We start from the raw sequence: 25,592 nt of genomic DNA on the forward strand, positions 1-25,592 counted from the left end.
TTTCACCTTATTATATATAGGATATATGCTCGTGTTATGTTCTACTTTTTATACTTCTCTGCCTGCTGTTGTATCAAAGCGGCATCGTTAAAGTAGTCTATTTGCATCGCTTTTCGAACCTCATCCATGGTTTGTGCTGCGGTTTCCCGAGCCTGTTCACTACCCTTTTTCAAGAGGTTGAAGATCTCAGGAATATCTTGTTCAAACGTATGGCGACGCTCGCGAATAGGATCAAGCATGCGATTGATGACGCTATTCAAGAGCTTTTTGCACTTCATATCACCGATACCACCATGTGTATAGGCTGCCTTAAGCTTGTCAAGATTCTTGAATTCGGGCCAGAAATCAGCGAAATCCTGATCGGTTGAGAATGCATCGAGATAGGTAAACACGGCATTTCCCTCAACATGACCAGGGTCATTGAGGTTTACATGCGTTGGATCTGTATACATACTCTTTACCTTTTTCCAAACCGTATCAGCGTCGTCACTAAGATAAATGCAGTTGCCGAGGCTCTTACTCATCTTCTCTTTGCCATCTGTTCCAGGCAAACGGCGTGCTGTTGCATTCTCCGGTAACAGGATGTTTGGCTCAACAAGCACTTCACTATACACCTGATTGAAACGTCGTGCGAGTTCACGTGTAAGCTCAATCATAGGCTCTTGATCCTCACCTGCAGGGATAGTGGTCGCCTTGAAGGCCGTAATGTCGGCAGCTTGTGACACAGGATAGCAGAAGAAACCCATCGGAAGATTAGCTTCAAAGTTACGCATCTTGATCTCAGTCTTTACAGTTGGGTTGCGTTGTACACGCGAAACAGAGACAAGATTCATCAAATAAGTAGTCAATTCGGCCAATTCTGGAATCTGACTCTGTATATATAAGGTGCAAAGTTGAGGGTCAAGACCAGCCGAAAGATAATCAAGGGCCACCTCAATGATGTTCTGTCGTATCTTCTCGGGATTGTCTGCGTTGTCTGTTAAGGCTTGAACATCGGCCATAAACACAAACATTCGGTCGTAGTTTCCTTCGTTTTGTAACTGCACACGACGTCGAAGACTGCCTACATAGTGGCCTAAATGTAACTTACCTGTAGGGCGGTCGCCTGTTAATATGATTTTCCCCATAATTAGAATTCAGCTGTTTTAGGTGTTCTTGGGAACGGAATTACATCGCGAATATTCTGCATTCCGGTCACGAAAAGAATGAGACGTTCGAACCCTAAGCCAAAACCGGCATGAGGACATGAGCCATATTTGCGCGTATCGAGATACCAACTATAGCTATCTTTCTCCATTCCTCGCGCCTTAATCTCAGCCACTAACTTGTCATAACTCTCTTCTCTTACCGAGCCACCGATTATCTCTCCTATGCGAGGGAATAGCACATCAGTGCCTTGCATGGTTCTTCCGTCGGCGTTCTTCTTCATATAGAAGGCTTTAATCTCACTCGGATAGTCGGTCATTATGACTGGACGCTTAAAGTATTCTTCAACAAGATAGCGCTCATGTTCACTGCTTAAGTCCATTCCCCAGCCTGTAATTGGGAACTCAAATTGATGTCCCTGCTTAACAGCTTCTTCGAGAATGTGGATGCCTTCAGTGTAAGTGAGGCGCACAAAGCGTTCTTTTACCACCGATTCTAACGTCTCAAGCAACGTCTTATCAATCATCTTGTTGAGGAACTCAAGGTCATCCTTGCAGTTATCAAGTGCCCACTGCACGCAATACTTAATAAAGTCCTCTTCCAAGTCCATGAGTTCATCCTGTTCTAAGAATGCAACCTCAGGCTCAATCATCCAGAATTCTGCGAGATGTCGAGGCGTATTACTGTTCTCTGCACGGAAAGTTGGGCCGAAAGTATATATCGCTCCGAGTGCGGTTGCACCGAGTTCACCTTCCAATTGACCAGAAACCGTGAGGTTAGTCTTCTTTCCAAAGAAGTCCTTTTCATATGGAACCGTGTCGTCTTTACCCGTGCGTGAGAGATCAAGCGTAGTCACTTGGAACATCTCTCCGGCTCCTTCTGCGTCGCTTGCAGTTATGATTGGCGTATGGAAATAATAGAAACCATGGTCATGAAAGTACTTATGTACGGCAATAGCCATGTTGTGTCGGATGCGGAATACAGCCCCAAAGGTATTCGTTCTGAGGCGTAAATGCGCATACTTTCGCATATATTCGAAGCTTTGTCCTTTCTTTTGCATCGGATAATCCGATGGACAAAGGCCGTAAATCTCAATCTCCTTACTTTGTATTTCAACAGTCTGGCCAGCACCTTGGCTTTGTACCAATGTGCCAACTACACTGATACAAGCACCCGTTGTGATGCTTTTCAGTGTATCGGCATCCATAGAAGTCGAATCAACGACAATCTGAATGTTGTTTATTGTAGAACCATCGTTGAGTGCAATGAAATCAACTGCCTTGCTGTTTCGATGGGAACGAACCCATCCTTTCACGTTAATATCCTTGCCATATTCGGTGCATTGCAATGCATCGATAATCTTTGTTCTTTTCATTTTCAATGTTTCTGTTACTCAAACATACCGCTTCGAAGCATATCTACCTCTTGTTCGGTGAGGAAACGCCAGTCACCTCGTCTCAAGTTTTTCTTCGTTAGACCAGCAAACTGCACGCGATCCAATCGGAGAACTCGATAGCCAAGGCTTTCAAAAATGCGGCGAACAATGCGGTTCTTTCCACTATGTATCTCAATGCCTACTTGCTTTTTATCTCGCTCATCAGCATATTCTATGGCGTCAGCATGTATCTCTCCATCCTCTAATTCGATACCACTTGCAATCTTTTGCAAGTCATCTTCTGTGACGTTTTTATCGAGATGAACATGATAAACCTTCTTCTTTAAGAACTTAGGATGGGTTAGTTTGCTCGCAAGGTCTCCGTCATTGGTTAACAAGAGCACACCCGTCGTGTTGCGATCTAACCTTCCAACAGGGTATATTCTCTCTGGACATACGTCCTTAACTAAGTCCATTACCGTCTTACGTTGTTGCGGATCATCACTTGTTGTAACGTAATCCTTCGGCTTATTTAACAACACATAAACCTTCTTTTCCAATGAAACGGGCTGATCATGGAACTTTACTTCATCAGCGCGTAGCACCTTTGTACCGAGTTCTGTGACTACATTTCCGTTAACAGTCACTACACCTGCCAAGATGAACTCATCAGCTTCGCGACGTGAACAAACTCCCGCATTAGCCAAATACTTATTTAATCGTATCGGCTCATTAGGGTCTATATGTGTCTCTTTGTATTCAATTCTCTTCTTAAGACTATACTTTGCATTCGGATCATAGCCTCCTCTGTTGTTATTATAGCCTCGATTGTTGTTATAACCTCCTTGTTGTGGGCGACCATATCCACCGCGATTATTTCCATAACCGCCTCGGTTGTTGTAGCCACCAGGCTGTCCATAGCCTCCACGATTATTGTTATAACCTCCTCGATAGTTATTATATCCACCCTGAGGACGACCATATCCGCCCTGAGAACGAGGCTGATAACCACCTTGTTGATCGTCAGGATTGTTCGTATAACGGGGGCGATAACCTCCTTGTTGAGGGCGATTGTAACCGCCTTGCATACGGGGTTGGTAACCGCCTTGCATCTCATCGCCTTCGTTATTGTAGCGAGGATGATAACCACCTACCTGAGGACGGCCGTAGTTTCCTGGGCGATTGTTGTTATATCCGCCTTGAGTGCGGCCGTAACCACCTTGTCTTGGTTGATAAGAACGCTGTGGACGTTCATTGCCTTGCAAGCCACTTCCGAAGCCCTCTGGACGGAAACCACCTTCTACTTCGTTAGTATTCACGTGGTCAGTACTATATGCTCGTTGACTATGTATACGTGGACGTTGGGGACGTCCTGTGGCATGATAGCTACTGGAATAGCTTCCTCCTTGACGTGAGTAGCCCTCACGGGTGGTCTCATTCTGTTCTGTTGACAGATCTTGAGTCTTGTTTTCTAATTCTGAATCCATGTTTTTTAATTTTAATTTTCAGCCTCGCGGCCGGGTTAGTACTTTTATTTTAAATCATTATTCATCATTCATTGTGCATGCAACAGGCATATTTTTAATGCCAACATACTTCTTTCTGTTTTAAGAAAAAGCCTCTATTTTTTCTTTATCTCACCCATTCTCTGTGGTAACAGAGCCTTATTGGGCTGCATTATATACCTGTATAATTCAAAGGAGTGATAGCCATTAACTCCTCTTTCACGCTATCTTTGACATCCAAGTCCTTGATAAACTCATGAATAGTCTCTTCCGTCATCTTCTTGTTTGTACGAGTTAATGCTTTCAAAGCCTCGTAAGGATGAGGATAAGCCTCACGTCTTAGGATGGTTTGTATAGCCTCTGCGACTACTGCCCAGGTATTATCGAGGTCCTCTTTCAACTTTTCTTCATTCAAGATTAGCTTGCGCAAACCCTTCAAAGTGCTTTGAATGGCAATAACACTATGGCCGATTGGCACACCAACATTACGTAAAACTGTACTGTCAGTCAGGTCACGTTGCAAGCGACTTACTGGTAGTTTCTGTGCCAAGAACTGCAGAATGGCATTGGCAACACCAAGGTTTCCTTCGCTATTTTCATAGTCAATAGGGTTCACTTTATGGGGCATTGCACTTGAACCTACCTCACCTGCTTTAATCTTCTGCTTGAAATATTCCATTGAAATGTACATCCAGAAGTCGCGATCAAGGTCAATTATCACCGTGTTTATACGTCTGATTGCATCGAAAACTCCACCAAGATGGTCGTAGTTGCTTATCTGAGTAGTCCATTGTTCGCGTTCCAACCCAAGCTTTTCACTAACAAATTGGTTACCAAACGCACGCCAATCTATCTGCGGATAAGCCACATGATGTGCATTGAAATTACCCGTTGCACCTCCAAACTTCGCTGTATATTTACAAGCTTTCAGTGCATCCAACTGCTCCGTAAGGCGGTAAACAAACACCATTATCTCTTTACCCAGACGTGTAGGAGAGGCAGGTTGTCCATGTGTTTTAGCCAACATAGGCACCGCTTTCCATTCTTCGGCATATTGTTTCAATTGTTCAATGAGCTCTTCCACCTGAGGAATATACACCTTCTCCAATGCTTCTTTCAATGAAAGCGGCACACTGGTGTTATTAATATCCTGAGAAGTCAGTCCAAAATGAATAAATTCCTTGTATGCATCCAAGCCACCAATCTTGTCAAACTCCTCTTTTATGAAATATTCTACAGCCTTAACATCGTGGTTAGTGGTCTGTTCTATCTCCTTAACTCGTGCAGCCGACGTTTCATCAAAGTTGCGATAGATGTCCCGCAAGCGTTCAAACAGCGCATGATCAAAGCCTTTCAATTGTGGCAAAGGCAACTCACAAAGCGTGATAAAGTATTCAATCTCAACACGAACTCGGTAAGCTATCAACGCATATTCAGAGAAATAATCGGCAAGAGGTTCTGTTTTTGCCCGATAACGGCCATCAATTGGCGAGATAGCGGTCAATGCATCAAGTTTCATAACTATACAATTCAATGATTATAATAACGCTACAAAGTTAATGGTTTTAGCTGAATTATCAAGGAGGTTAATGATAAATAAGATTAAAAAGCAAGCTTTTTTGTTTCAAAACGAAGTTTTTTGCATAAATCTCAACTATTTTTCCATAAGCCAAACGATGTTTGCCTATACCACAATTCGAAACACACCATTCATGCAAACGATTGCAAGCATGCCACAGAACAACCCTGCTCGTCCCGTTATTTTGTTGTATTTATTCCTCAAAATTTAACACTTCAGAAAGCAATCAAATAGAAAAGAAAATCCCGAATTTATTGGTTTTTGGCACAAAAAAGAAGAGAAAATAAGCTAAAAGCTATGCTATTCGCTTGCAAAATGATGCAGTTCACCGCGCTAAATCCTACAAACAACCATGCGAAATGCCTCAAATAACAAGATGAATTGATAGGAATTACAACTAAAAATCATGGCATTTTGCACAATTCTTCCATATATTTCACATAATCATCTGACTGACAACAACTTACCAAACCACTAAAAAGAGCGCGTAATCCAACCGAAATCTCTTTGTGTTTCAAATACGCTCGTTTTCAGAAAGCTATTGTAAAATTAAATCATATTCATTAAAACAAAGTCCACAAACAATACTTTCTCCATGCAAAGCCACACGAAACATCCATCAATATCCCTCAAACAACACGCAAAAAAGGTCCAAACAAGTTTCCTTGTTCAGGCCTTCCATAAAATACTTTCATATACTTTGCGAAGAGAATATTATCGTATCTTAATTCAATACCACTCGCAACATAAAATCAAAGCATAACAATATGATATCATTAGCATTTCCTTAGTGACACGATTCTCTTCATTCTATCTCACCAAAACCTTCTTTCCATCGTGAATATACACGCCATTTTGTACAGGCTTTTGACTGAGTTTTTGTCCTTGAAGCGTATACCATCCATGCAAACGAACGTCAGTTTCTACGCCGTCTGCTATCAAATTGCGTACCGAAGTGACCACATCGGGCACCACAGATTGTAGTCCTTCTATCGTATAATAACCGCCATTAACAAACGGCATGTCTTTTGTTTGCACAGTCTTTGTACCATTGTTATAGCTGAAAATTATGCCTTCATTGTCTCCACTGACTGCTTTTCGGTCGTTATTCCCCATCGTCCATTTGAAAATGCGGCGTCCATTAGGCAACAATCTAACCAATTTACAGTCGCCACCAGGCCAAGTTCCCTTCGTATAATTTGCTGTTTTATCCCAGTTCCAGCATGAAATCTTCGAAGGAACTCCCCAACTTGAGGGTGCTTCAAAGAAGGCACAACGTTCATCTTTGTTTGCTTTTAGTCCGCCAGGCAACGTGAAACTATATGCTGCATCGTTGATATTCATAAGCTCACTAAAGTCAAGTCCCTTGCTAAGATAAAGCTCAAAGCCCTCACCTTTGAAGGCAAAGTTATAGTCGGTTGTAGGATAATTCACCTTCTTTCCAAGCAAAAGCAGCAGCTTTCCATGGCTTCCCTGCACGTTAAGCACGTAACCTTCGTCCTTCGCCTGACTGAAAAGAATCTGACTTTGGTTATTAATCCCAGCAATATGGCGGGCAAGTATCAACTGCTTTATAGCCTTTTTATGCTTTTGCCAATGTGGAAAGAACACGCAAGGAGTGCCGGGCATGGAGAGAATAAAAGCGTTGGCAGCCTCTACATAGCCATAAACAGGCGCATTACCATCGTCATTCGTATAGCGACCTGTATCGTGATTGTCTACAAAGGTGACTGCATAACGTGAATAATTTGGGTCGTTGCTTAGGCAGGCATCATTCAAACGACTCCACTTTCCGCTGTTAAACGCATCATTAATGCCATATTTTAGTGGAAAATCAAAGGCTGCACTCTGGACAACTCCATTCACTTTCGTGCCATTTATCCATGCAATCACCTTATCTTTTGCAGTGTCCCAGTATTCGCCTACAGAGAAACGAGGCTGCACTGCATGGTTATATATCCCCACAAATGAAGCTTTAAAGCCTTTAACCATATCGTATCTGAAGCCCACATAACCGAGTTCATTGAGCAAAAAGTCAAGATAGGTCTTCACATTCGCCTGGGTTGTGGCATTGGTATGGTCGAGATCACGGAATCCATCAAAATCATCTCCAGTATCAGCAGCCCCTCTTATCCTTCCCTTTACGCCCGAATCAGCATTTCTATTGGCTTCATCGGTGTTACAAATCTGGGTATAATTGGTGTTGTCCCACTCCACTTTATATTGCTTTCCGGTTTTAGTTCCCGTCACATTCTCCTGTGGAAAGTTCACCCAACTATTGAGTCCATTCTTATGATTGATAACAACGTCTTCAATAAATCCCGTTCCTTTCGAATGGAAAAGATTGATCATGTTTCGCAATTGCGTTTCCGTTCCCCAGCAACTGTTATGATTTAACCAGAAACATGGGTCGTAACCCATCGTCTTTCTGTGGCTTGTGTAGAAGTCGGCAGTGTTTCCTGAGTTAGGAATCCAAATCAAATTGAAATACTTAGAGAGTTCATCGGCCTCACTTGTTAACTTATTCCAGTTGGTGTCATCATAGCTATCCCAGTAGAATCCCTGCAACATTACACCATCATAACGCTCAGGCCATCCCTGCGCAAACGTGCAAACAGCCATTGACAAGGCACACAATAATAGATAAAAACGCTTCATATATTGATTGTTTTGGTTTATAATGCGAAGTTACGAATTATTTAATGGTAAAAAAAATGCACTGAAACACTTTATGATTAAATTCTATGAAAACGATTGCACAATATGAATAATAAGATGAACAATCAGAAAGAAAGTTATCAAATCATTCGATTTTCCTCACAAAAACAAAGGGATTGTCTCTTGAACCAACGAAGAAAATACGAACTATCAATGGCACCTAAAAGCTATTGTAAGTGGGTTTTAAGTATAAAAAGAGCAATAAAAGATTGTGAATAAAGTCTGAATATCAAAGAATTTCATAATAATTGGGTATTGTGTATAAGCATTTTTTTTCATAACTTTGCACAAAGTAATTACTTACAAGCATTATGAAGAATCAGAAGATCTATGAAGCTGATGATAAAATGATCAACATTATCCGCGACAACTGTGACATTTTGCAAAGTTTAGGAGGCTTCGGCATCAGCTTAGGCTTTGGAGATAAGACCGTGGAAGAGGTCTGTGAGAGTGAACATGTGGATACAAACACGTTCCTTGCCATAGTGAATCTCACAATCAATGGTTATTATCGGAAAGATGATGCAGATAATCTCTCGGTAGAAACCCTGTTGAAGTATCTGAAAGCTTCACATGCTTATTATATCGATTTCCAACTACCTTTCATGCGAAGAGAGTTGGTTGAGGCCTTAGATGAACGTGATAGTTTAGCCCAATTCATTCTAAAGCTCTATGATGAAAACGCATACGAGATTATGAAACATATGCGTTATGAAGAGAAAACGGTATTCCCTTATGTGGAACAACTATTGAAAGGTGTCGTCATGAGTAACTATGACATCAATACTTTCTCTCAACATCATCGACAAGTAGAGCAGCGTTGGCTGGAGTTGAAAAGCATTATTATAAAATATTTGCCTTCAGACGAATTGCATAACAACCTACTTACGGCTACACTTTACGACATTTATAACAGTGAGTCGTGGCTAAACCAGCACTCAATGGTTGAAGATCAAATCTTCATTCCAGCCATAAAACGACTGGAAAAGAGCTTGAATCAGCAGGGAGTTACACTGAATATATCGAAGATGATCAGTCCTTCTACCACGGGAGATGACCAATTAAGTCAGCGAGAAAAAGACATTATAATTGGTGTTGTGCAAGGAATGAGCAACAAAGAAATTGCAGAACATCTTTATATATCAGTCAATACGGTTATTACCCATCGTCGAAACATTGCCCGAAAGTTGCAGATTCACTCTCCCGCAGGACTCACAATCTATGCCATTGTGAATCATTTGGTTGACATTTCTGCTGTAAAACTATAATCCAAAGATATAAAATTATGGTGTGATTCGTTTTAACGTATCACACCATTTTTCTTTTTTCATCCCGAAATATCATTGCTTTCGGCACTTCGGACATAATCCTTTGACTACACAACTAATGCCACGTAACTCATAACCAGCAGGGAGAGAGATAATGGGTACAGGGATTTCATGCAGACAAATGGTTTTATGACAGCGCTCACAAAAGAAATGTAAGTGCTCATCTTCATCCACTTTGTGGTCATGACTCAGGCAAAGTTCATACTTGAGTCCCCCATCTCCGTCTTCAATAACATGTACAAGGTGATGTTCTTTGAATAACATCAGCGTGCGAAAGATATTTGATTTATCTATGGAAAGAATGCGATATTCAAGTTCTTTCACCGACATAGGACAGTCAGCTGAGGCAAGTGTCTCGGCGATAACAATGCGATTGGCAGTCGGTTTGATGCCATGCTCGGTCAAAAATGAAACACATTGCTCCTTTCCCATCGGTTTATTGTTTCGTTAATTGATTCACACTACTATCTGATGACGCTGAAAGCATGGCACGAACAGGCACCTGCTGGCGCACTCTTTCAATGTCGGCTTCCTCTCCAACGAGCCAAATGATGTCGCCTTTTCTAAACTTTCGCAATGGATCTATTAGCGTTAAGTTCTCTTGTCCCTCTTCAACGCCGACGACCATACAGCCATATTGGTCGCGGATTCCACTCTCTGCAAGCGTCTTTCCGATAAAAGGCGTATCGGAAGATAATATTAATTTGCGCAGTTTCATTTCCCTTTTCTCGACTTCCGGGTCTTCAGGCACGAGCTCAGTTGCCATCGCTTTGCTGAACATCTTTAGCTGTTCATCACTTCCAATGACTGAAATTCTATCGCCAGGGAATACAATATTACTTCCGTTTGGAATGTTTATACGTTGTGAACCGCGTAAAATGCTACTCACATGAACACCAAAGCGGTTACGAAACTGTAAGTTCTTTAGCGTTCGCCCCACCCAAATGGAATCCTCAGGAACATCAAATTCTCCGATGTGTATATCGCGATCAAGCAGTCGTCCCTCAAATAATGGGCGACGTTCTCCACTCACTTCTTCCGCAATCTCACGTGAACGAAGATTCTTTATGAATAATCTTTCGAGCTTAATACTGCGATGTTTCAAGCTTCTTGATAACACCATAGCCACTAAAGCCACAACAACAATCGTGATCATAAAGGCTACTTTGAAGCGAGAAAGATAGTTTACGATGTAGAAAATGAATAGGGCTGCAATGACAACTCGTACAATAATGGTAAAGGAAAGAGGCAAACGATTGAGCAAACTCTCTGTCCATAGCTGGCGAAATTCATCACTATGCACATTCTTCATTACCAAAGAACGAAGAAAAGGCGATATCATTAGCACCGTAAGTGAACCACATAAGGCGTTACCGGGCCAGTGTCCGAGTGCTGTTCTGCATATAGGAAGTGCGAAAGTCAACATTAACACCACAACAGCTGTAGAGAGAATACCATATATAATCGTATTAACGGCCATCTTCCTAAGCAGAATCTTCCATGTATTTTCTTCTTCATTAGAGTTCTGATGCACGTTTCCCACGTGTTTAAGTCTACGTGCCCACCGCTTGGGAAGATGCTTTTCGAGTCGCTCATAGCATGGTTCTGAGAAACGAATCATATAAGGTGTGAGGAACGTTGTTATCACTGAGACGGCTACAACGACTGGATAAAGGAAGTTACCAATAACACCTAATGACAAGCCGAGCGACGCAATGATGAATGCAAACTCTCCAATCTGCGCCATAGAAAAGCCACATCGCATCGCATTCTTTAACGACTGACCACTTAAAAGGAAACCCGCGGTTCCAAAAATACTTTGTCCAAGTAAGATGGTTAGCACTATAATGATGATTGGAATGGCATAATCAACGAGCACACCTGGCTGCACAAGCATACCAACCGACACGAAAAAGATTGCTCCAAAAAGGTTCTTCACCGGCTCAACCAACTTGATGATCTTATCCGCTTCAACCGTTTCGGCAATAATACTGCCCATAACGAACGCACCGAATGCACTACTAAAGCCCACCTTTGTAGACAAAACAGCCATCAAACAGCATAGTCCCAAGGCCACAATGACCATCGTTTCATTATTCATTAGCTTGCGTGTCTTGCGGAAAAAGAGGGGAACGAGGAAGATACCCACAACAAACCACAACACAAGGAAAAAGCCAATCTTCAGTATTGAGCCAAGCATTTCGCCACCATCTGGCTTATTTCCTCCCGCAATAGCACTCAACATAACCATCATAACGATAGCCAACACGTCCTCAAGTATAAGCACACTCATCACTAACGAGGCAAATCTTTGCTGACGAAGTCCCAGATCATCGAAGGCTTTATAAATGATAGTAGTCGATGACATGGCTAACATTCCACCGAGAAAGATACAATCCATGCGACCCCATCCAAAGCTATGACCGACTAAAATGCCAAGCGTCATCATGGAAAAGATTATCGTTAGCGCCGCGATTACAGGCGCCATGCCCATCTTAAGAATCTTTTTGAACGAGAAATCAAGCCCAAGTGAGAACAAAAGAAACATCACTCCGATGTCTGCCCACGTATGAATGTCGCCCTTATCTACTACAGACATAGTGTAAGGCATATGTGGAGAGACCAAGAAACCCGCCACAATATAGCCCAAGACAAGAGGCTGCTTGAGTTTCTTAAACACAAGCGTGACAATGCCTGCAACAACAAGTATTAACGCAAGATCTCCTATAAGTTTGGGTATTTCTGCCATAAAGATAAGATAAAGCCCACTCCGTGGTTTGCGAAATGGGCTTATATGATTAGATGATTAATCTTCAAAGTTACCAGTAATCTCACAGATACTAACGATAACATCAACCGCTTTCTGCATCACTTGAACTGAAACAAACTCGTGAGGACCATGGAAGTTCACACCACCGGCAAAGATATTTGGACACGGAAGCCCACGGAAACTCAACTGTGCTCCGTCAGTCCCACCACGAATGGGTTCCACTTTGGGAGCTACTCCGTTATCTTGCATCGCGCGAAGTACTATATCTATCACGTGCATATTAGGGTCGATCTTCTCTTTCATGTTATAGTATTGGTCGTGAAGTTCAATCCTTACGGTCCCCTCTCCATACTTATCATTCATCTTTTTGACACATTCTTCCATGAAATCTTTACGATCTTCAAACTTAGAACGGTCGTGATCACGAATGATATAGCTAAGTTTTGCCTCCTCAGTACGGCTTTCTATGCCAAGTAAATGATAGAAACCTTGATACCCTTCAGTGTTCTCTGGGATATCCGTTTCGGGGATCATATCGTTAAATTCGCATGCCAATCGGTTGGCATTCACCATCTTTCCCTTAGCATATCCAGTGTGAACACTCACTCCTTTGATATAAACTTTGGCGCCAGCCGCATTGAAATTCTCATATTCTAAGTCGCCTAAGTCGCCTCCATCAATAGTATATGCCCAATCACATCCAAACTTTTCTACATCAAAATGATGTGCACCCATGCCGATTTCTTCATCTGGATTGAAGCCAATTCGAATGTCACCATGCTTTATTTCGTCATGATCTCTCAAATAACACATGGCTTGTACTATCTCAGCTATACCCGCTTTGTCGTCTGCACCAAGTAGAGTTGTGCCGTCAGTAACAATTAAATCCTCGCCAACATGCGCCTTCAATTCAGGGAATTTCTCTACCGTTGAGAAAATACCCGGCGAGAGTTGTATATCTTTTCCATCGTAGTTGGAAATAATTCTGGCTTTAACATCCTTGCCACTTGCGTCAGGGCTCGTGTCATAATGTGAGATAAAGCCTATGGTTGGAGTCTTTTTCTTCGTGTTTCCCTTAAGCGTTGCGTAGATATATCCCATCTTATCCATCTCAACATCACTGAAACCTTCGTCTTCAAGCTCTTTTTTCAGATACTTGGCAAATACAAGTTGTTTCTCCGTAGAGGGGACACTGTCAGACTCTTCGCATGACTGCGTGTCGAATTTTGTGTAGTTGATAAATCTTTCTGTAAGGTCCATAGCTTCTATTTCAAATTTAATTGTGGAATGTTTTTTATCTAAATTCCACATGATTCATAACGCAAAGATACGATAATTCAAATAGATTGCAAAATAATTTGGCAAATAACATTTGCATAGTAAGTTTTTTATTCGTAATTTTGCACAAGTTTTGGCTCCGTAGCTTAGCTGAATAGAGCGTCAGATTCCGGTTCTGAAGGTCTTGGGTTTGAATCCCAACGGAGTCACTTTTGATAATTCATAACACACGATTTATAATTTATCATATCGGGAAACACTGGAGATTATGAGTTATTATCCCATAAAGTATGTATATTTGCAGGGCATAAGGCGATGTGATTTGCGTCATATCATGCTATAATTTGCGTCAGTTTACCGCGTAATTTGACGCAGTTTGTGAACCAATATGACGCAGTTTGCTTTCCTGTTGAATATGAGGCACAAAGAAAGGGAGTTTAGGTTGTTCACTGGCTCAATGGAAACGAGGGGCAATTTCAATTTAACCTACAAGTTTCTTTCGCCTTATCATTACGACAAACCAATAGGGAATAGCCGTAGAACACAGTTTAATCGACACATCATATAAAAAGAAAAACGATGGCAAAGAAAGACTATGTATTAGCCAATAAGCGTTGGTTGGAAGACAAAGCCAAAGAAGAGGGAGTAAAACCACTCTCAAACGGCATATATTATAAGGTGTTGAAAGCAGGCAATCCGAATGGTCCTCAACCCTCACGGCGTAGCATTGTCACTGCCCATTACACGGGTTGGACAATCAACGGCAAAAAGTTTGACTCCAGCCGAGGCTCTACTCCTTTTGCAATGCGACTGAGTGACCTTATCGACGGATGGATAATTGCCATGCAACAGATGCACATCGGCGACCAATGGGAACTCTATATACCAGCCGAAATGGGCTATGGTAAGTACTCCCAACCAGGTATTCCCGGTGGCTCCACCCTCATTTTTGAAGTTGAACTCTTAGGAATTGGGTAATCCTTCTCACGCTTTCATCATGTCCTTCAGCAATCCTTCGATACCATCTTCTATTAAATCAAGGGCTAAATCGAAGTCTTCGGGGCCACCATAATAAGGATCTGGGACACTCGTTGCACGTGGATGTGAGGTGAAAAAGTCGGCCATTCGAACCACCTTTTGAGCCTCTTCATCGTTTGATGCCTTTGAAACAATGATGCGATAATTGTCATTATCCATCACAACGATACGATCAAACAGCTTGAAATCTGACGTTTGAAACTGTCGTGCTTTGTGGTTAATCATGTAGCCACGACGCTCTCCTTGTCGGCGCATTCGACTGTCGGGGAGTTGTCCTACATGCCAATTGCCTATACCAGCAGAGTCTACTTCAAACCTGTCTGCAAGGCCTTTATCGTTGATTTTCTGCTGAAACACAGCATGTGCAGCAGGAGAACGGCAGATATTTCCTAAACAAATAAATAATATTTTCGTGCGAAATGCAGTCTTTGTATTCATCTTTTATCATTTAATTTTTATCTTAGTAAAAGATATAACAAAAAACTGAGAATGAGGGCAGAATGATGAAAAATCTATGAGAATGAGCGGATTAATTGATTTAGTTGGATTTTCTGTGAAGACAACAGATGCCACAAAAAGTCAGTTGAAGCAAGAGTTTCGTTACTATCCCGTTACTCTTTTCGCTGTCGAAGAGGTCTGAAAAGACCGTGAGGAAATGGCTGTAAACTATCGGAATACAGCGTTTCGGGAGGTAAAGTTAGGGTAATATCTGATGTTGCCTGCGGGAAAAGGACGAAAAAGACATGAAGCGGATGCGATTGCGCCGATGTGCTGCGGTTTGCTTACAGCCTTTCAGCTCTACAGAAACTAATTTTGCAATTAAAAAACGTAGAGTATGAGCAGAAGCACTTTCAGGGTGTTGTTCTACCTCAAGCGCAACGCGCCGAAAAAGAACGGAATGATTCCCGTGATGTGCCGCATCACGGTGAACGGAAAGGTATCACAGTTCAGCAGCAAGCTGGACGTGGAGGAAAAGATGTGGAACGTGGAACTGGGCAAGCTGACAGGCCGCAGCCTCGTGGCACAGGAGGGCAACCGTATGCTGGACAAGATACGGCTTGGCATCAACAAGGCGTATCAGGAAGTGTGCGACACCGACGGGTATGTCACGGCGGAGAAGGTGCGCAACGCCTATCTGGGGCTGGGTCAGAACCACAAGACCCTGCTGGCCGTGTTCAAGCAGCACAACGAGGACTATGCAAAGCAGGTAGGCAAGATGAAGAGCGAGCGCAGCTACTGGAAATACTGCGTGGTATATAACCACCTGTCGGAGTTCATCAAGCAGCGCTACAAGATGAGCGACATCGCCCTGCGTGAGCTGACACCCGCCTTCATCACCGACTTCGAGCTGTTCCTCCGCACGGAGAAGAACCACTGCACCAACACCGTGTGGTCGTACATGATGCCTTTCCGCAGCATCATCTTCACCGCCATCAACAACGGTTGGCTGGCGCGTGACCCCTTCTATGCCTACCACATCACGAAGGAAGAGACCAAGCGTGGCTTCCTGTCCAAGGAGGAGATTACGGCACTCATCAACGGCACGTTCAAGAAGAAAAGCTATGAACTTATCCGGGACCTCTTCATCTTCTGCTGCTTCACGGGACTGAGCTGGCGGGACATGTACAACCTGACGGAAGAGAACCTGCAGACCTCCTTCGACGGCCACCTGTGGATAAAGACCAACCGCCAGAAGACTGGCGTGGAGTCGAACATCCGCCTGCTCGACGTGCCCAAGCACATCATCGAGAAGTACAGCGGCATGGCAGAAGACGGACGGCTGTTGCCCGTCCCATGTTATGGGAACTGCAAGAACGGCATCAAGGCGATAGCCAAACTTTGCGGCATCAACAAGAACATCACCTGGCACCAGAGCCGCCACTCGTATGCCACCACCATCTGCCTCTCCAACGGCGTGCCGATTGAAACCCTGTCGAAGATGATGGGTCACACCAGCATCCGCAGCACGCAGATTTATGCGAAGATTACCGCCGAGAAGGTAAGCAACGACATGGAACGCCTGTCCAAGCAGATAGAGTCCATGGAGCAGTTCATTTGTCAGACCATCTAACACGGAACGCCATGAGAAGAACTATCAGAATAGACGAGCACGGCCACGTGCGCATGGAGGGCAACCCGCAGGAAGAAGTATGGATGACCCTCGCCGAGATAGCCGACCTGTTCAACCTCCCTGCCGCCACCGTAGGCAGGGAGATAAAGGGCATCCGCAAGACGGGTGTGTTGGTGGACTATGAGGTGTGCAAGTATATCAGCATGGCGGAGGGCTGTTCCGTGGACATCTACCACTGGGACATCATTGTCGCCTTGGCCTATCGGGCTAACACCTTCTATGCCCACGCCTTCCGCAAGTGGTTGAAAGAGACAGCGACAAAAGAAAGGGGAAGAGAAAAACACCAAGCCATCATCATTCCCCTGTGGACTTCTGGGAATAACTGAAAGACAGACATCACAAACGAAAAAGACGGACGGACAATCCTATCATCAGGGTTGCCCGTCCGTCTTTTTCGTTCCTATACATCCGCCTTGCGGTAGTTTGCCTCCAGCAGACGTTGTATGTCATACTCCCGATAGAGTGCCTTGCCGCCAAACAGGATGAATGGCAGCACACGGTTGTTGCGCAGGTTCTGCAAGGTGCGGCGGCTCACCTTCAATGCTTCCGCCACCTCCTTGTCCGTCAGGTAACGGTCACCGTTCAGCGGAGGAGTATATTCCTGCAGAAAGCGGTTTATCCTGCGATGGCTGTTTTTAAGCGAGAGGAGCATGTCCGCCACACGTCCCTGCTCCAGCGTGAGAATCTCCTGCTTCATAGGCTGGCCTCCTTACTGTCAATGACGAGGCTGGCCACGTCCTCCCTGCGGTAATAAAACTTCTTGCCTATCTGCGAGCAGGCAATCAATCTCTTGTCCCGCATCGTCTGCAAGGTTCTCGGACTAAGGCGCAGCAACCGGCATACCTCCTCGTTGTCCATCCACTTCGCCATGCGCCTGTCGCTTTCACGACCGCACAGACGGTTCACCTTCTCCGTCAGCGACGAGACATCCGCCATCAGTGCCTCGAACGCCTTTCTTTCAATGATTACTACTTCCATGATTCTGAGTGTTGCTGTGATTATCGGTGCAAAGTTACGCTGCGACCTCCTAAAACCACTCATTTCCAGCGCAGGTGGCAGCATGTGGAACCGATGGTTGAGCCATCCAAAGCCAGTTGCAAGAAAATCTTCTATGAGTCATCTATGAGTCATAAGTTCACCCTTTCCATACCCTGTAATTTTGCAGCAGAAACAAGAAAAAACAGTATTGATTATGAACGTAATAATGATAGAAAGTGCCGCCTTTCAGGAACTGGTCGGACACATCGAGAAGATAGCGGAGCACATCCGCAAGTATGAGGACAGACAGCCCGTGCAGCCACAGGAACGGTGGTTGAACAGCAAGGAGGTGACCGCTCTGCTCGGCATCAGCCTGCGCACCCTGCAACGCTATCGTGACGAGGGGCGTATCCCCTTCTCGCTGATGGGGCGTACCTGCCGCTACCGACTCACGGATGTGGAGCGCATGATGAAGGAGTGTTCCATGAGCGGCAACGCAGAGCGCATCGGTGAGCTGCACAGGCAGTATATGGTAAGGACAGGCAAGAAAACATAAAAGGGCAAGAAAATGGATACCTACAAGATAGAGCGGCTGTTCCACCTCCTCATGGAGCGGCTTGACAGACACGAGAAGATACTCGACGACCTGCTATACCGCAGCCAGCGGCAGTCGGCAGGTACGGAGGAAGGTACGGAGTGCAAGCTGTACAACGGCGAACGCCTCTACGACAACCAGGACCTCTGCCTGATGCTACAGGTGAGCAAGCGGTCGCTGCAACGCTACCGCACGTTAGGCATCCTGCCCTACCTCATGCTCCGGCAGAAGACCTACTACAAGGAGTCGGACGTGGAGAAGTTCCTCTCGGAGCATATTGACTGTTTCCAGAAAGAGAAGATGGCGGACTACAAGGCCCGCATCCGATAACAATCAATGTATCACAATTAAAAGTCAATCAAGATGGCAAAGAAAAAAAACGAAAAAGACGTGCTGATAGTCCGTGATGAAAAGACGGGCGAAATCAGCGTGGTGGCCGGATTACAGGCGGACGGCACCCCCAGACGCACACCGCCAAAGATGGAGAACGCACAGGATTTTCTGCAGTTTGACAAGAACGGCGACGTGCTCGACAATTTCTTCCGCAACTTCTTTCGGCAGTGCAAGGAACCTAGCCGATTCGGTTTCTACCGTATTGCGGCAGACCAGGCGGAGAACCTGCTCGGCGTGATGAAGGAACTGCTGAAAGACCCCGTGGCCAATGCCGACCTGCTCGCACCCCACAAAGTGGATACCTCTGCCTACGAAAAACAGGTGGCGCAGGAACAGAAGGCACAGGAAGAGCAGAAGAAAAAACAGAATCAGACAAACAATGTAGAACCCCAAAAACAAGAAAACATGGAACAGAAACAACAGGAAAACGTGCAGCAGAACGCACCAGAGAACAAACCAGAGAACAAACAAGAGAACAAGCAAAAGCAAGGCTACCAGCCCATCGACGAAAGCCGCATCGACTGGCAGGCTTTGGAAAAGAACTGGGGCGTGAAGCGTGAGGAGCTGGAGCAGTCCGGTGACCTGCAGAAGATGCTTAACTACGGCAAGTCCGACCTCGTGCGTGTCACGCCCAACTTCGGAGGAGAGTCGTTCAGCCTCGATGCCCGCCTCTCCTTCCGCAAGGACGACGACGGCAACGTGCGTCTCGTTCCCCACTTCATCCGCAAGGAGCAGAAGCTCGATGAGTACAAGGGTCACAAGTTCACCCCGGAAGAGAAGAAAGCCCTGAAGGAGACAGGCAACCTCGGAAGAATCGTGGACTTGGTGGACAAGGCCACGGGCGAGATAACCCCTTCTTTCATCAGCATCGACCGCAAGACCAACGAGATTACCGACATGCCCGCCGCCCGCATCCGCATTCCTGAACGTATCGGCAAGACGGAGATCACCCCTAGGGAGCGTGAGATGCTCCGTGCCGGACTGCCCGTCAAGGACAAGCTCATCGAGCGCAACGACGGCCGCAAGTTCGTCACCACCCTGCAGGTGAACGTGGAGCAGCGAGGCGTGGAGTTCGTGCCCGGCACGGGTAAGTCGCCCCGTACCGTGGAGGAGCAGAGCAACAAGGAATCCCAAAAGGTGGAACAGTCAGCACCGCAACAGGAACCCGGCAAGCAACGTCGCAATACATGGACCAACGAGGATGGCAGCATCCGCCCTATCACCAAGTGGAAGGGTGTGCCCTTCACCGAGGAGCAGAAAGCCGACTACGTGGCGGGCAAGACCGTCAAGCTGGAGAACGTACCCGACGACAAGGGCATACCCTCCACCATGTACCTCCGCTTCAATCCCGAGAAAGGCCGTCCCTATCGCTACGACACCAATCCTGATAATGCCCAGAAGGTAGCTCCAGCAAACGAGAGCCGCACGCAGGTAGCCGTCAACAGTCAGGGCAAGACCAACGAGGCGACCAAAAATGTAAACGAGCCGCTGCAGAAGGGGCAGACCGCCCCGAAGGATGATGTCCAGCAGAAGCAGGAAAAACGCAAGAGCAAAGGCATGAAGGTATGAGCCGGAGTGCCACCACTAAATCCATCATTATCCCGAACATGAGAATAGAAACAATAGGTAAAAACAGAAAAAAAGTAAATCAGTATGAAGACCATTATCGCAGAGAAGCCCTCCGTGGCACGTGAGATAGCCCGCATCGTGGGCGCGACCAAGAGAGAAGAAGGTTATTTTTCCGGCAACGGCTATGCCGTCACATGGGCCTATGGGCACTTGGTGCAGCTCACCATGCCCGAAGGCTACGGCATCCACGGCTTCGCCCGTGAGCACCTGCCCATACTGCCCGACACCTTTACCCTGCAACCCCGTCATACCAAGACGGAGAAGGGTTACAAGCCCGAACCCAGCGTCGTCACGCAGATACGTATAGTGGGCAAACTCTTCGAAGAGAGTGAGCAGATTGTAGTGGCCACCGATGCCGGGCGCGAGGGTGAGCTCATCTTCCGTTACCTCTACAGCTACCTGGACTGCCGCACGCCCTTTGTACGCCTCTGGATCAGTTCACTCACCGACAAAGCCATCCGTGAGGGGCTGCGCCACCTCGAAGAGGGCAACCGCTACGACCGCCTTTATCATGCCGCCAAGGCACGCAGCGAGGCCGACTGGTTAGTGGGCATCAACGCTACGCAGGCCATGACCATCGCCGCAGGCAGGGGCACCTACTCCCTCGGACGTGTGCAGACACCCACGCTGGCTATGGTGTGCGCCCGCTACTGGGAGCACAAACGCTTCACGCCCGAAGCCTTCTGGCAGGTGCATCTATCTACGGATGGCACAGGGGAACAGACGGTGAAGTTCTCTTCCGTGGAGAAATGGAAGGAGAAGTCCCCTGCGGAGCATATATATAATAAGGTAAAGGCGCAGTCCTCCCTGCTTGTCACCAAGGTGGAGTGCAAGGAGAAGGTGGAGGACACGCCGCTGCTCTACGACCTCACCACCCTGCAGAAGGAAGCCAATGCCAAGCACGGACTCACGGCGGAGAAGACACTGGAGATAGCGCAGAAGCTCTACGAGAAGAAGCTCATCACCTATCCGCGCACCGGCAGCCGCTACATCCCTGAAGATGTCTTTGCCGAAATCCCCAAGCTGCTCGCCTTCCTGGGCGGCTATCCCGAATGGATTGGCAAGGAGCCCCACAGAGACAGGCTGACCCGCCGCAGCGTGGACAGCAGCAAGGTGACCGACCACCACGCCCTGCTCGTCACGGGCGAGAAGCCCCTCTTTCTCTCCAAGGAGGACAACACCGTCTATCAGATGATAGCCGGGCGCATGGTGGAAGCCTTTTCCGACAAGTGCGTCAAGGAACTCACCACCGTCACCGCCCTCAGTGGCGAGGCGGAGTTTGCCGCCAAGGGCTGCGTCATCCGTCAGGCGGGATGGCGTGCCGTGCTGGGCGAAGAGAGCGAGGAGCAGGTACTTCCGCCTTGGAAGAGCGGCGACACCCTTGCCGTATGCGGCATCAGTCTCACCGAGGGTAAGACCAAGCCAAAACCCCTGCATACCGAAGCCACCCTGCTCTCAGCGATGGAAAATCCGTGCCAACGAGAGCAGAACCAAACTTGTTTGGATATGCCGAGTGCAGCCGGATTTGGCGGAACGCAAACGGCAGGCAAGGACGTGGAGAATGAGGAGGTGCGCCAGGCCATGAAGGAATGTGGCATCGGCACTCCCGCCACCCGTGCCGCCATCATCGAGACCCTCTTTGCCCGCGGCTATGTGCAGCGTTGCAAGAAATCGCTCGTACCCACCGAGAAGGGGCTGGCCCTCTACTCCGTAGTGAAAGGAATGCGCATCGCCGATGCCGCCCTAACGGGAGAGTGGGAACGTGAACTGGCACGCATCGAGCGTGGGGAGAAGGAAGCTTTCGCCTTCCATGAGGATATAGAGCGATACACCACGGAAATCACCGCCGAACTGCTCTCCTGCGACAAAATCTTCGGGCACAAGCCCTCCGGCTGCACCTGTCCCAAGTGCGGCAAAGGGCAGATGCAGTTCTACGGCAAGGTGGTGCGTTGCGACAATCCAGAATGCGGTCTGCCCGTGTTCCGTCAGAAAGCCAACCGTGACTTGAAGGACGAGGAAGTCAAAGAACTGCTCACCGCCGGGAAGACCTCCCTGCTGAAAGGCTTCAAGAGCAAGCAAGGCAAGAGTTTCGATGCCATTATCGCCTTTGATGCCGACTTCAACACGGTATTTGTCTTCCCCGAAGTGAAAAACAAGGGAAAATATTCCCCGAAGAGGAAATAAATGAGTACCTTCGCCACTGAATCAAAGTCGAATCGTTCTTGTTCTTCTAAGACCGGACTGATTTACTTTGGATTTAGTGGTGGCACTTCGGGAGGGATACCCGGAGTGCTTTTTTCGTATGACGGGCATGTCATACATCTGTGGTGAAAGTCCACGCGGGGCGTAGTTGCCAACGAACCCCATAGCGACTTGCAAGTTTCGAGTGGTGACGCTCGGGAGAGAAGAAGCAATAGCGAAATCGTGGCCTGACGAACAGAAACATGGTACTAAGGCGCATCAAGCGGACAAGCTGGCTAAAGACAGTGAAGCTCCTAAAGGCAACCGTAACCTTGTTGCGTAAACCATGCAGGTAAACGAGGAAAGATGTATGGCTTACCCCGCGAGGCCTCGGCAGTCCGCAAGGATAGTAACAACGAATGTCGAGGAGTCAGCAGAGGCCGAAGTAGCCGACCGCGTGACGGTCAAGGCGAAGGGCCGAATCGTGCATTGTCTCACAAGACAATCTGTGTATTTGGAAACTGTAGTAGTCAGATGACCGAAGAGGAACTCTCTTTTCAAGACGATAGGGCGTATCCCGACAATAGAGAAGAAGTGACGATGTCCAATATGCGGAGTCCAAAAGGGACAAGATAAGCCCGAAACCGCCGTATGCCGAACGGCACGTACGGTGGTGTGGGAGGAAGGAAAACGAAAGTAGGTCAGAAAACTTACTCCGTTTTCCGACCTACCCGATTTCTATCCCGACATTTAGTATTCACCACTATAATCCAAGAATAGACATGAACAAGAACGAAAAAAAGCGGAAAGAGCTGTCGTACTACCACCTCTATCTGCAAAAACACCTTCAAGAGAACCGTTTTGAGCAGGCCGATGATGCCTCCTTCATCGAGACCCGTGCCGACCTGGCCGCAACCGCCTACGAACAGGCACGCCGTGAGGGCTATCCCATCGAGGGAGCGCAGGAACTGGCGATGCAGACCCTGCTGAAAGGGCTGCACCACTCCAGATACGCCATCCTGCGTGAGGTCATCACGAACGAGTTTGCCTACGAGATCCCCGAAACGCGGCAGGAAGCCCTTACCACGAAACTGCTGCCTTTAGTGGACAACGTATTCTCCATCTACGACCTGTCTGACGACCATTTCGCCCAGTCGTTGGACTATGACCTGCTGTACAGCGAACTGACGGGAGCTGTCGTACTCTATCTGGCCGAGTATGGCGTTTAACCGCAAGCAGCGACTGAGGGACAATATCGAGGCGATACGGACGGCATTCCTCCTTGACCGGGAAGGGCGCACCCCCACCGAGGCCGAGCGCGACATACTGCGTAGGTACTGCGGCTTCGGAGGCTTGAAGTGCATTCTTAATCCCGCCAAGGAACTGACGGATGCCGTCCACTGGGCGAAATCCGACCTCGAACTCTTTGCACCCACGGCGGAACTCCACCGCCTTATCCGTGAGAATAGCCGTAACGAGATGGAGTACAAGCGTTATGTTGATTCGCTGAAAGGCTCCGTGCTCACGGCCTTCTATACCCCGAAGGAAATCACAGATACCCTCGCAGGCGTGCTTGCGGGGCACGGCATCATGCCCGTACGGTTGCTGGAACCATCGGCAGGCATGGGAGCTTTCGTGGACTCCATGCTGCGCTACGCACCCCAAGCCGATGTGATGGCTTTCGAGAAGGACCTGCTGACGGGCAGGATGCTCCGCCATCTTCATCCCGACCGGAAAGTGCGTGTAGAAGGTTTTGAGAAAATAGAAAAACCCTTCAACGGCCATTTCGACCTTGCCCTGTCCAACATCCCCTTCGGTGACATCGCCGTATTCGATGCGGAGTATGAGAAGCGTTCCCTCATGCACCGGGCAGCGGCGAAGAAGATACATAACTATTTCTTCCTGAAAGGACTCGATGCCGTACGTGACGGCGGCATCGTCGCCTTCCTCACCTCGCAGGGCGTGCTGGACAGCGAGAGCAACAACGGCACCCGCTTTCTGATGATGAGGAATGCCGACCTGTTGTCGGTGGTGCGAATGCCCAACAACCTCTTCACGGAGAACGCCAACACCGAGGTGGGCTGCGACCTGATCATCCTTCAGAAGAACAGCCGCAAGGAAGAACTGACGGAGGACGACCAACTGTTGACACAGACGGTGAAGGACAATCATACCCACGTGACGACCAACCGTTATCTGCTGGCACATCCCGAGTTGGTCATACACACCAGTGCCAAACTGGACACCGACCCATACGGGAAACCTGCGATGCTCTATCTATATGAGGGCGGTGTGACGGGAATCGCCGAGGATTTGCGTAAGCGGATTGATGCCGATTTGGCTGCACGGTTGGACGTGGCACGCTATAAGGGTATGGCGGAGGAGATACCAACCCAAGCCATTCCGTCTGCGACCAAGGAAACCAAGATAGCGGAAGAAGTCCCTACAATTACAGAGTCTCCGAAAGAACAACCCTCAATAGATCATTCTGCTGAGGGGAAGGCGGTACAGCTTACCCTTTTCGACCTATGGGAGTACACCGTTCCGCAAGAGAAGCCTGTCCCGAAGAACAAAAAGAAGTCTGCTGTCGCCAAACAGGCACAAAAGGGGAATCATCCCACACCTGCCCGTGCGGAGAAGCCGAAGAAGCAGGATGGTGAATCATTGCAGCCTTCACAGAAAAATGCAGACGATGCCCACAAAGAAGAAAAGAAGACCCTGCCGGGCGACATCTATGCGGACATCAACTGGGAGGACAACCCGCCTATCAATGGTTTCTATGAGACCATGATGACGTTGACACCGGAGAAGCGTGTGGCATTGCGCCAGGAGGCGGAACGCCATCGTCAGGAACAGTTGAAGAGACTGGGCGTGGCTGATACGCTTAATCCCGCCTTCATCCCTCCCATGGGAGAGATAAAGCCGTTGTCCGAAGCTGAGACGAAGCC

General features: G+C 47.1%; 21 protein-coding genes, 1 tRNA gene and 1 pseudogene. 12 read left to right on the forward strand and 11 right to left on the reverse strand.

Annotation, left to right across the window (positions count from 1 at the left end; genetic code table 11):
• Positions 1-41: 41 nt before the first annotated feature.
• The 5 genes from trpS to HMPREF9145_RS03935 form a co-directional block, all read right to left on the reverse strand.
• Positions 42-1,127, reverse strand: a complete 1,086-nt coding sequence (trpS, locus tag HMPREF9145_RS03910; RefSeq protein ID WP_021825010.1) for a tryptophan--tRNA ligase — start codon at positions 1,125-1,127, stop codon at positions 42-44.
• A 2-nt stretch (positions 1,128-1,129) separates the two neighbouring features.
• The gene (gene asnS, locus HMPREF9145_RS03915) at positions 1,130-2,521 is read right to left on the reverse strand and encodes an asparagine--tRNA ligase (protein ID WP_021825126.1); all 1,392 of its coding nucleotides are present in this window, start codon (positions 2,519-2,521) and stop codon (positions 1,130-1,132) included.
• A gap of 14 nt (positions 2,522-2,535) precedes the next feature.
• Complete coding sequence (locus HMPREF9145_RS03920) at positions 2,536-4,008, reverse strand: pseudouridine synthase (protein WP_007135514.1); 1,473 nt, start codon at positions 4,006-4,008, stop codon at positions 2,536-2,538.
• 190 nt (positions 4,009-4,198) lie between these two features.
• Entirely contained in the window at positions 4,199-5,545 is a 1,347-nt protein-coding gene (gene purB, locus HMPREF9145_RS03925) for an adenylosuccinate lyase (protein ID WP_021824876.1), read from the reverse strand.
• 870 nt (positions 5,546-6,415) lie between these two features.
• Positions 6,416-8,263: an alpha-amylase family glycosyl hydrolase gene (locus HMPREF9145_RS03935; protein WP_021824939.1), complete on the reverse strand. Its 1,848-nt coding sequence runs from the start codon at positions 8,261-8,263 to the stop codon at positions 6,416-6,418.
• A gap of 371 nt (positions 8,264-8,634) precedes the next feature.
• On the opposite strand from HMPREF9145_RS03935, the gene HMPREF9145_RS03940 reads away from it, so the two are divergent.
• The gene (locus HMPREF9145_RS03940) at positions 8,635-9,591 is read left to right on the forward strand and encodes a LuxR C-terminal-related transcriptional regulator (protein ID WP_021824866.1); all 957 of its coding nucleotides are present in this window, start codon (positions 8,635-8,637) and stop codon (positions 9,589-9,591) included.
• Between the two features lie 72 nt (positions 9,592-9,663).
• Here the strand turns inward: HMPREF9145_RS03940 and HMPREF9145_RS03945 are convergent, their stop codons facing one another.
• Genes HMPREF9145_RS03945 through pepT form a run of 3 tightly spaced genes read right to left on the reverse strand, consistent with a single transcriptional unit; the run spans position 9,664 to position 13,681 of the window.
• Complete coding sequence (locus HMPREF9145_RS03945) at positions 9,664-10,083, reverse strand: Fur family transcriptional regulator (RefSeq protein ID WP_021824987.1); 420 nt, start codon at positions 10,081-10,083, stop codon at positions 9,664-9,666.
• A gap of 4 nt (positions 10,084-10,087) precedes the next feature.
• Complete coding sequence (locus HMPREF9145_RS03950) at positions 10,088-12,400, reverse strand: cation:proton antiporter domain-containing protein (protein WP_021825050.1); 2,313 nt, start codon at positions 12,398-12,400, stop codon at positions 10,088-10,090.
• A gap of 57 nt (positions 12,401-12,457) precedes the next feature.
• Complete coding sequence (pepT, locus tag HMPREF9145_RS03955; RefSeq protein WP_021824826.1) at positions 12,458-13,681, reverse strand: peptidase T; 1,224 nt, start codon at positions 13,679-13,681, stop codon at positions 12,458-12,460.
• A gap of 153 nt (positions 13,682-13,834) precedes the next feature.
• Here pepT and HMPREF9145_RS03960 point away from each other — a divergent pair.
• Positions 13,835-13,908: transfer RNA gene (locus tag HMPREF9145_RS03960), tRNA-Arg, on the forward strand.
• A 370-nt stretch (positions 13,909-14,278) separates the two neighbouring features.
• Positions 14,279-14,677, forward strand: coding sequence for an FKBP-type peptidyl-prolyl cis-trans isomerase (locus HMPREF9145_RS03965; RefSeq protein WP_021824885.1), 399 nt, complete (start codon positions 14,279-14,281; stop codon positions 14,675-14,677).
• A 6-nt stretch (positions 14,678-14,683) separates the two neighbouring features.
• On the opposite strand, the gene HMPREF9145_RS03970 is transcribed toward HMPREF9145_RS03965, so the two are convergent.
• Positions 14,684-15,175 carry a low molecular weight protein-tyrosine-phosphatase gene (locus tag HMPREF9145_RS03970; RefSeq protein WP_021825018.1) on the reverse strand — a complete coding sequence of 164 codons (492 nt, stop codon included), beginning with the start codon at positions 15,173-15,175 and terminating at the stop codon, positions 14,684-14,686.
• 397 nt (positions 15,176-15,572) lie between these two features.
• Between HMPREF9145_RS03970 and HMPREF9145_RS03975 the strand changes: the two genes are divergently transcribed.
• Both HMPREF9145_RS03975 and HMPREF9145_RS03980 read left to right on the forward strand, forming a co-directional pair.
• On the forward strand, positions 15,573-16,808 hold the full coding sequence (locus tag HMPREF9145_RS03975) for a site-specific integrase (protein ID WP_021824858.1): 1,236 nt from the start codon (positions 15,573-15,575) through the stop codon (positions 16,806-16,808).
• A gap of 11 nt (positions 16,809-16,819) precedes the next feature.
• The gene (locus HMPREF9145_RS03980) at positions 16,820-17,194 is read left to right on the forward strand and encodes a hypothetical protein (protein ID WP_036906423.1); all 375 of its coding nucleotides are present in this window, start codon (positions 16,820-16,822) and stop codon (positions 17,192-17,194) included.
• A 74-nt stretch (positions 17,195-17,268) separates the two neighbouring features.
• Here the strand turns inward: HMPREF9145_RS03980 and HMPREF9145_RS03985 are convergent, their stop codons facing one another.
• Both HMPREF9145_RS03985 and HMPREF9145_RS03990 read right to left on the reverse strand, forming a co-directional pair.
• Positions 17,269-17,520, reverse strand: coding sequence for a helix-turn-helix domain-containing protein (locus tag HMPREF9145_RS03985; RefSeq protein ID WP_231369752.1), 252 nt, complete (start codon positions 17,518-17,520; stop codon positions 17,269-17,271).
• 41 nt (positions 17,521-17,561) lie between these two features.
• Positions 17,562-17,846 (reverse strand): helix-turn-helix domain-containing protein, encoded by a 285-nt coding sequence (locus HMPREF9145_RS03990; RefSeq protein WP_036906529.1) that lies wholly within the window; start codon positions 17,844-17,846, stop codon positions 17,562-17,564.
• 214 nt (positions 17,847-18,060) lie between these two features.
• On the opposite strand from HMPREF9145_RS03990, the gene HMPREF9145_RS03995 reads away from it, so the two are divergent.
• The 7 genes and pseudogenes from HMPREF9145_RS03995 to HMPREF9145_RS14290 form a co-directional block, all read left to right on the forward strand.
• A complete protein-coding gene (locus HMPREF9145_RS03995) occupies positions 18,061-18,402 on the forward strand; it encodes a helix-turn-helix domain-containing protein (protein WP_021824907.1) in 342 nt (113 codons plus the stop codon).
• Between the two features lie 12 nt (positions 18,403-18,414).
• Positions 18,415-18,771 carry a helix-turn-helix domain-containing protein gene (locus HMPREF9145_RS14230; RefSeq protein WP_021825123.1) on the forward strand — a complete coding sequence of 119 codons (357 nt, stop codon included), beginning with the start codon at positions 18,415-18,417 and terminating at the stop codon, positions 18,769-18,771.
• A 33-nt stretch (positions 18,772-18,804) separates the two neighbouring features.
• The gene (locus HMPREF9145_RS04005; protein ID WP_021825017.1) at positions 18,805-20,403 is read left to right on the forward strand and encodes a DUF3945 domain-containing protein; all 1,599 of its coding nucleotides are present in this window, start codon (positions 18,805-18,807) and stop codon (positions 20,401-20,403) included.
• Positions 20,404-20,487: 84 nt separating this feature from the next.
• Positions 20,488-22,647 (forward strand): type IA DNA topoisomerase, encoded by a 2,160-nt coding sequence (locus tag HMPREF9145_RS04010; protein WP_021824923.1) that lies wholly within the window; start codon positions 20,488-20,490, stop codon positions 22,645-22,647.
• A gap of 363 nt (positions 22,648-23,010) precedes the next feature.
• Positions 23,011-23,280: a hypothetical protein gene (locus HMPREF9145_RS13385; protein ID WP_155945266.1), complete on the forward strand. Its 270-nt coding sequence runs from the start codon at positions 23,011-23,013 to the stop codon at positions 23,278-23,280.
• Positions 23,281-23,426: 146 nt separating this feature from the next.
• On the forward strand, positions 23,427-23,873 hold the full coding sequence (locus tag HMPREF9145_RS04015) for a DUF1896 domain-containing protein (protein WP_021825109.1): 447 nt from the start codon (positions 23,427-23,429) through the stop codon (positions 23,871-23,873).
• A pseudogene (locus HMPREF9145_RS14290) lies at positions 23,863-25,480 on the forward strand (N-6 DNA methylase); the annotation flags it as partial. The gene HMPREF9145_RS04015 and the pseudogene HMPREF9145_RS14290, both read left to right, overlap by 11 nt.
• Positions 25,481-25,592 lie beyond the last annotated feature (112 nt).

The sequence above is a fragment of the Segatella salivae F0493 genome, assembly GCF_000477535.1.
Lineage (GTDB): Bacteria > Bacteroidota > Bacteroidia > Bacteroidales > Bacteroidaceae > Prevotella > Prevotella salivae.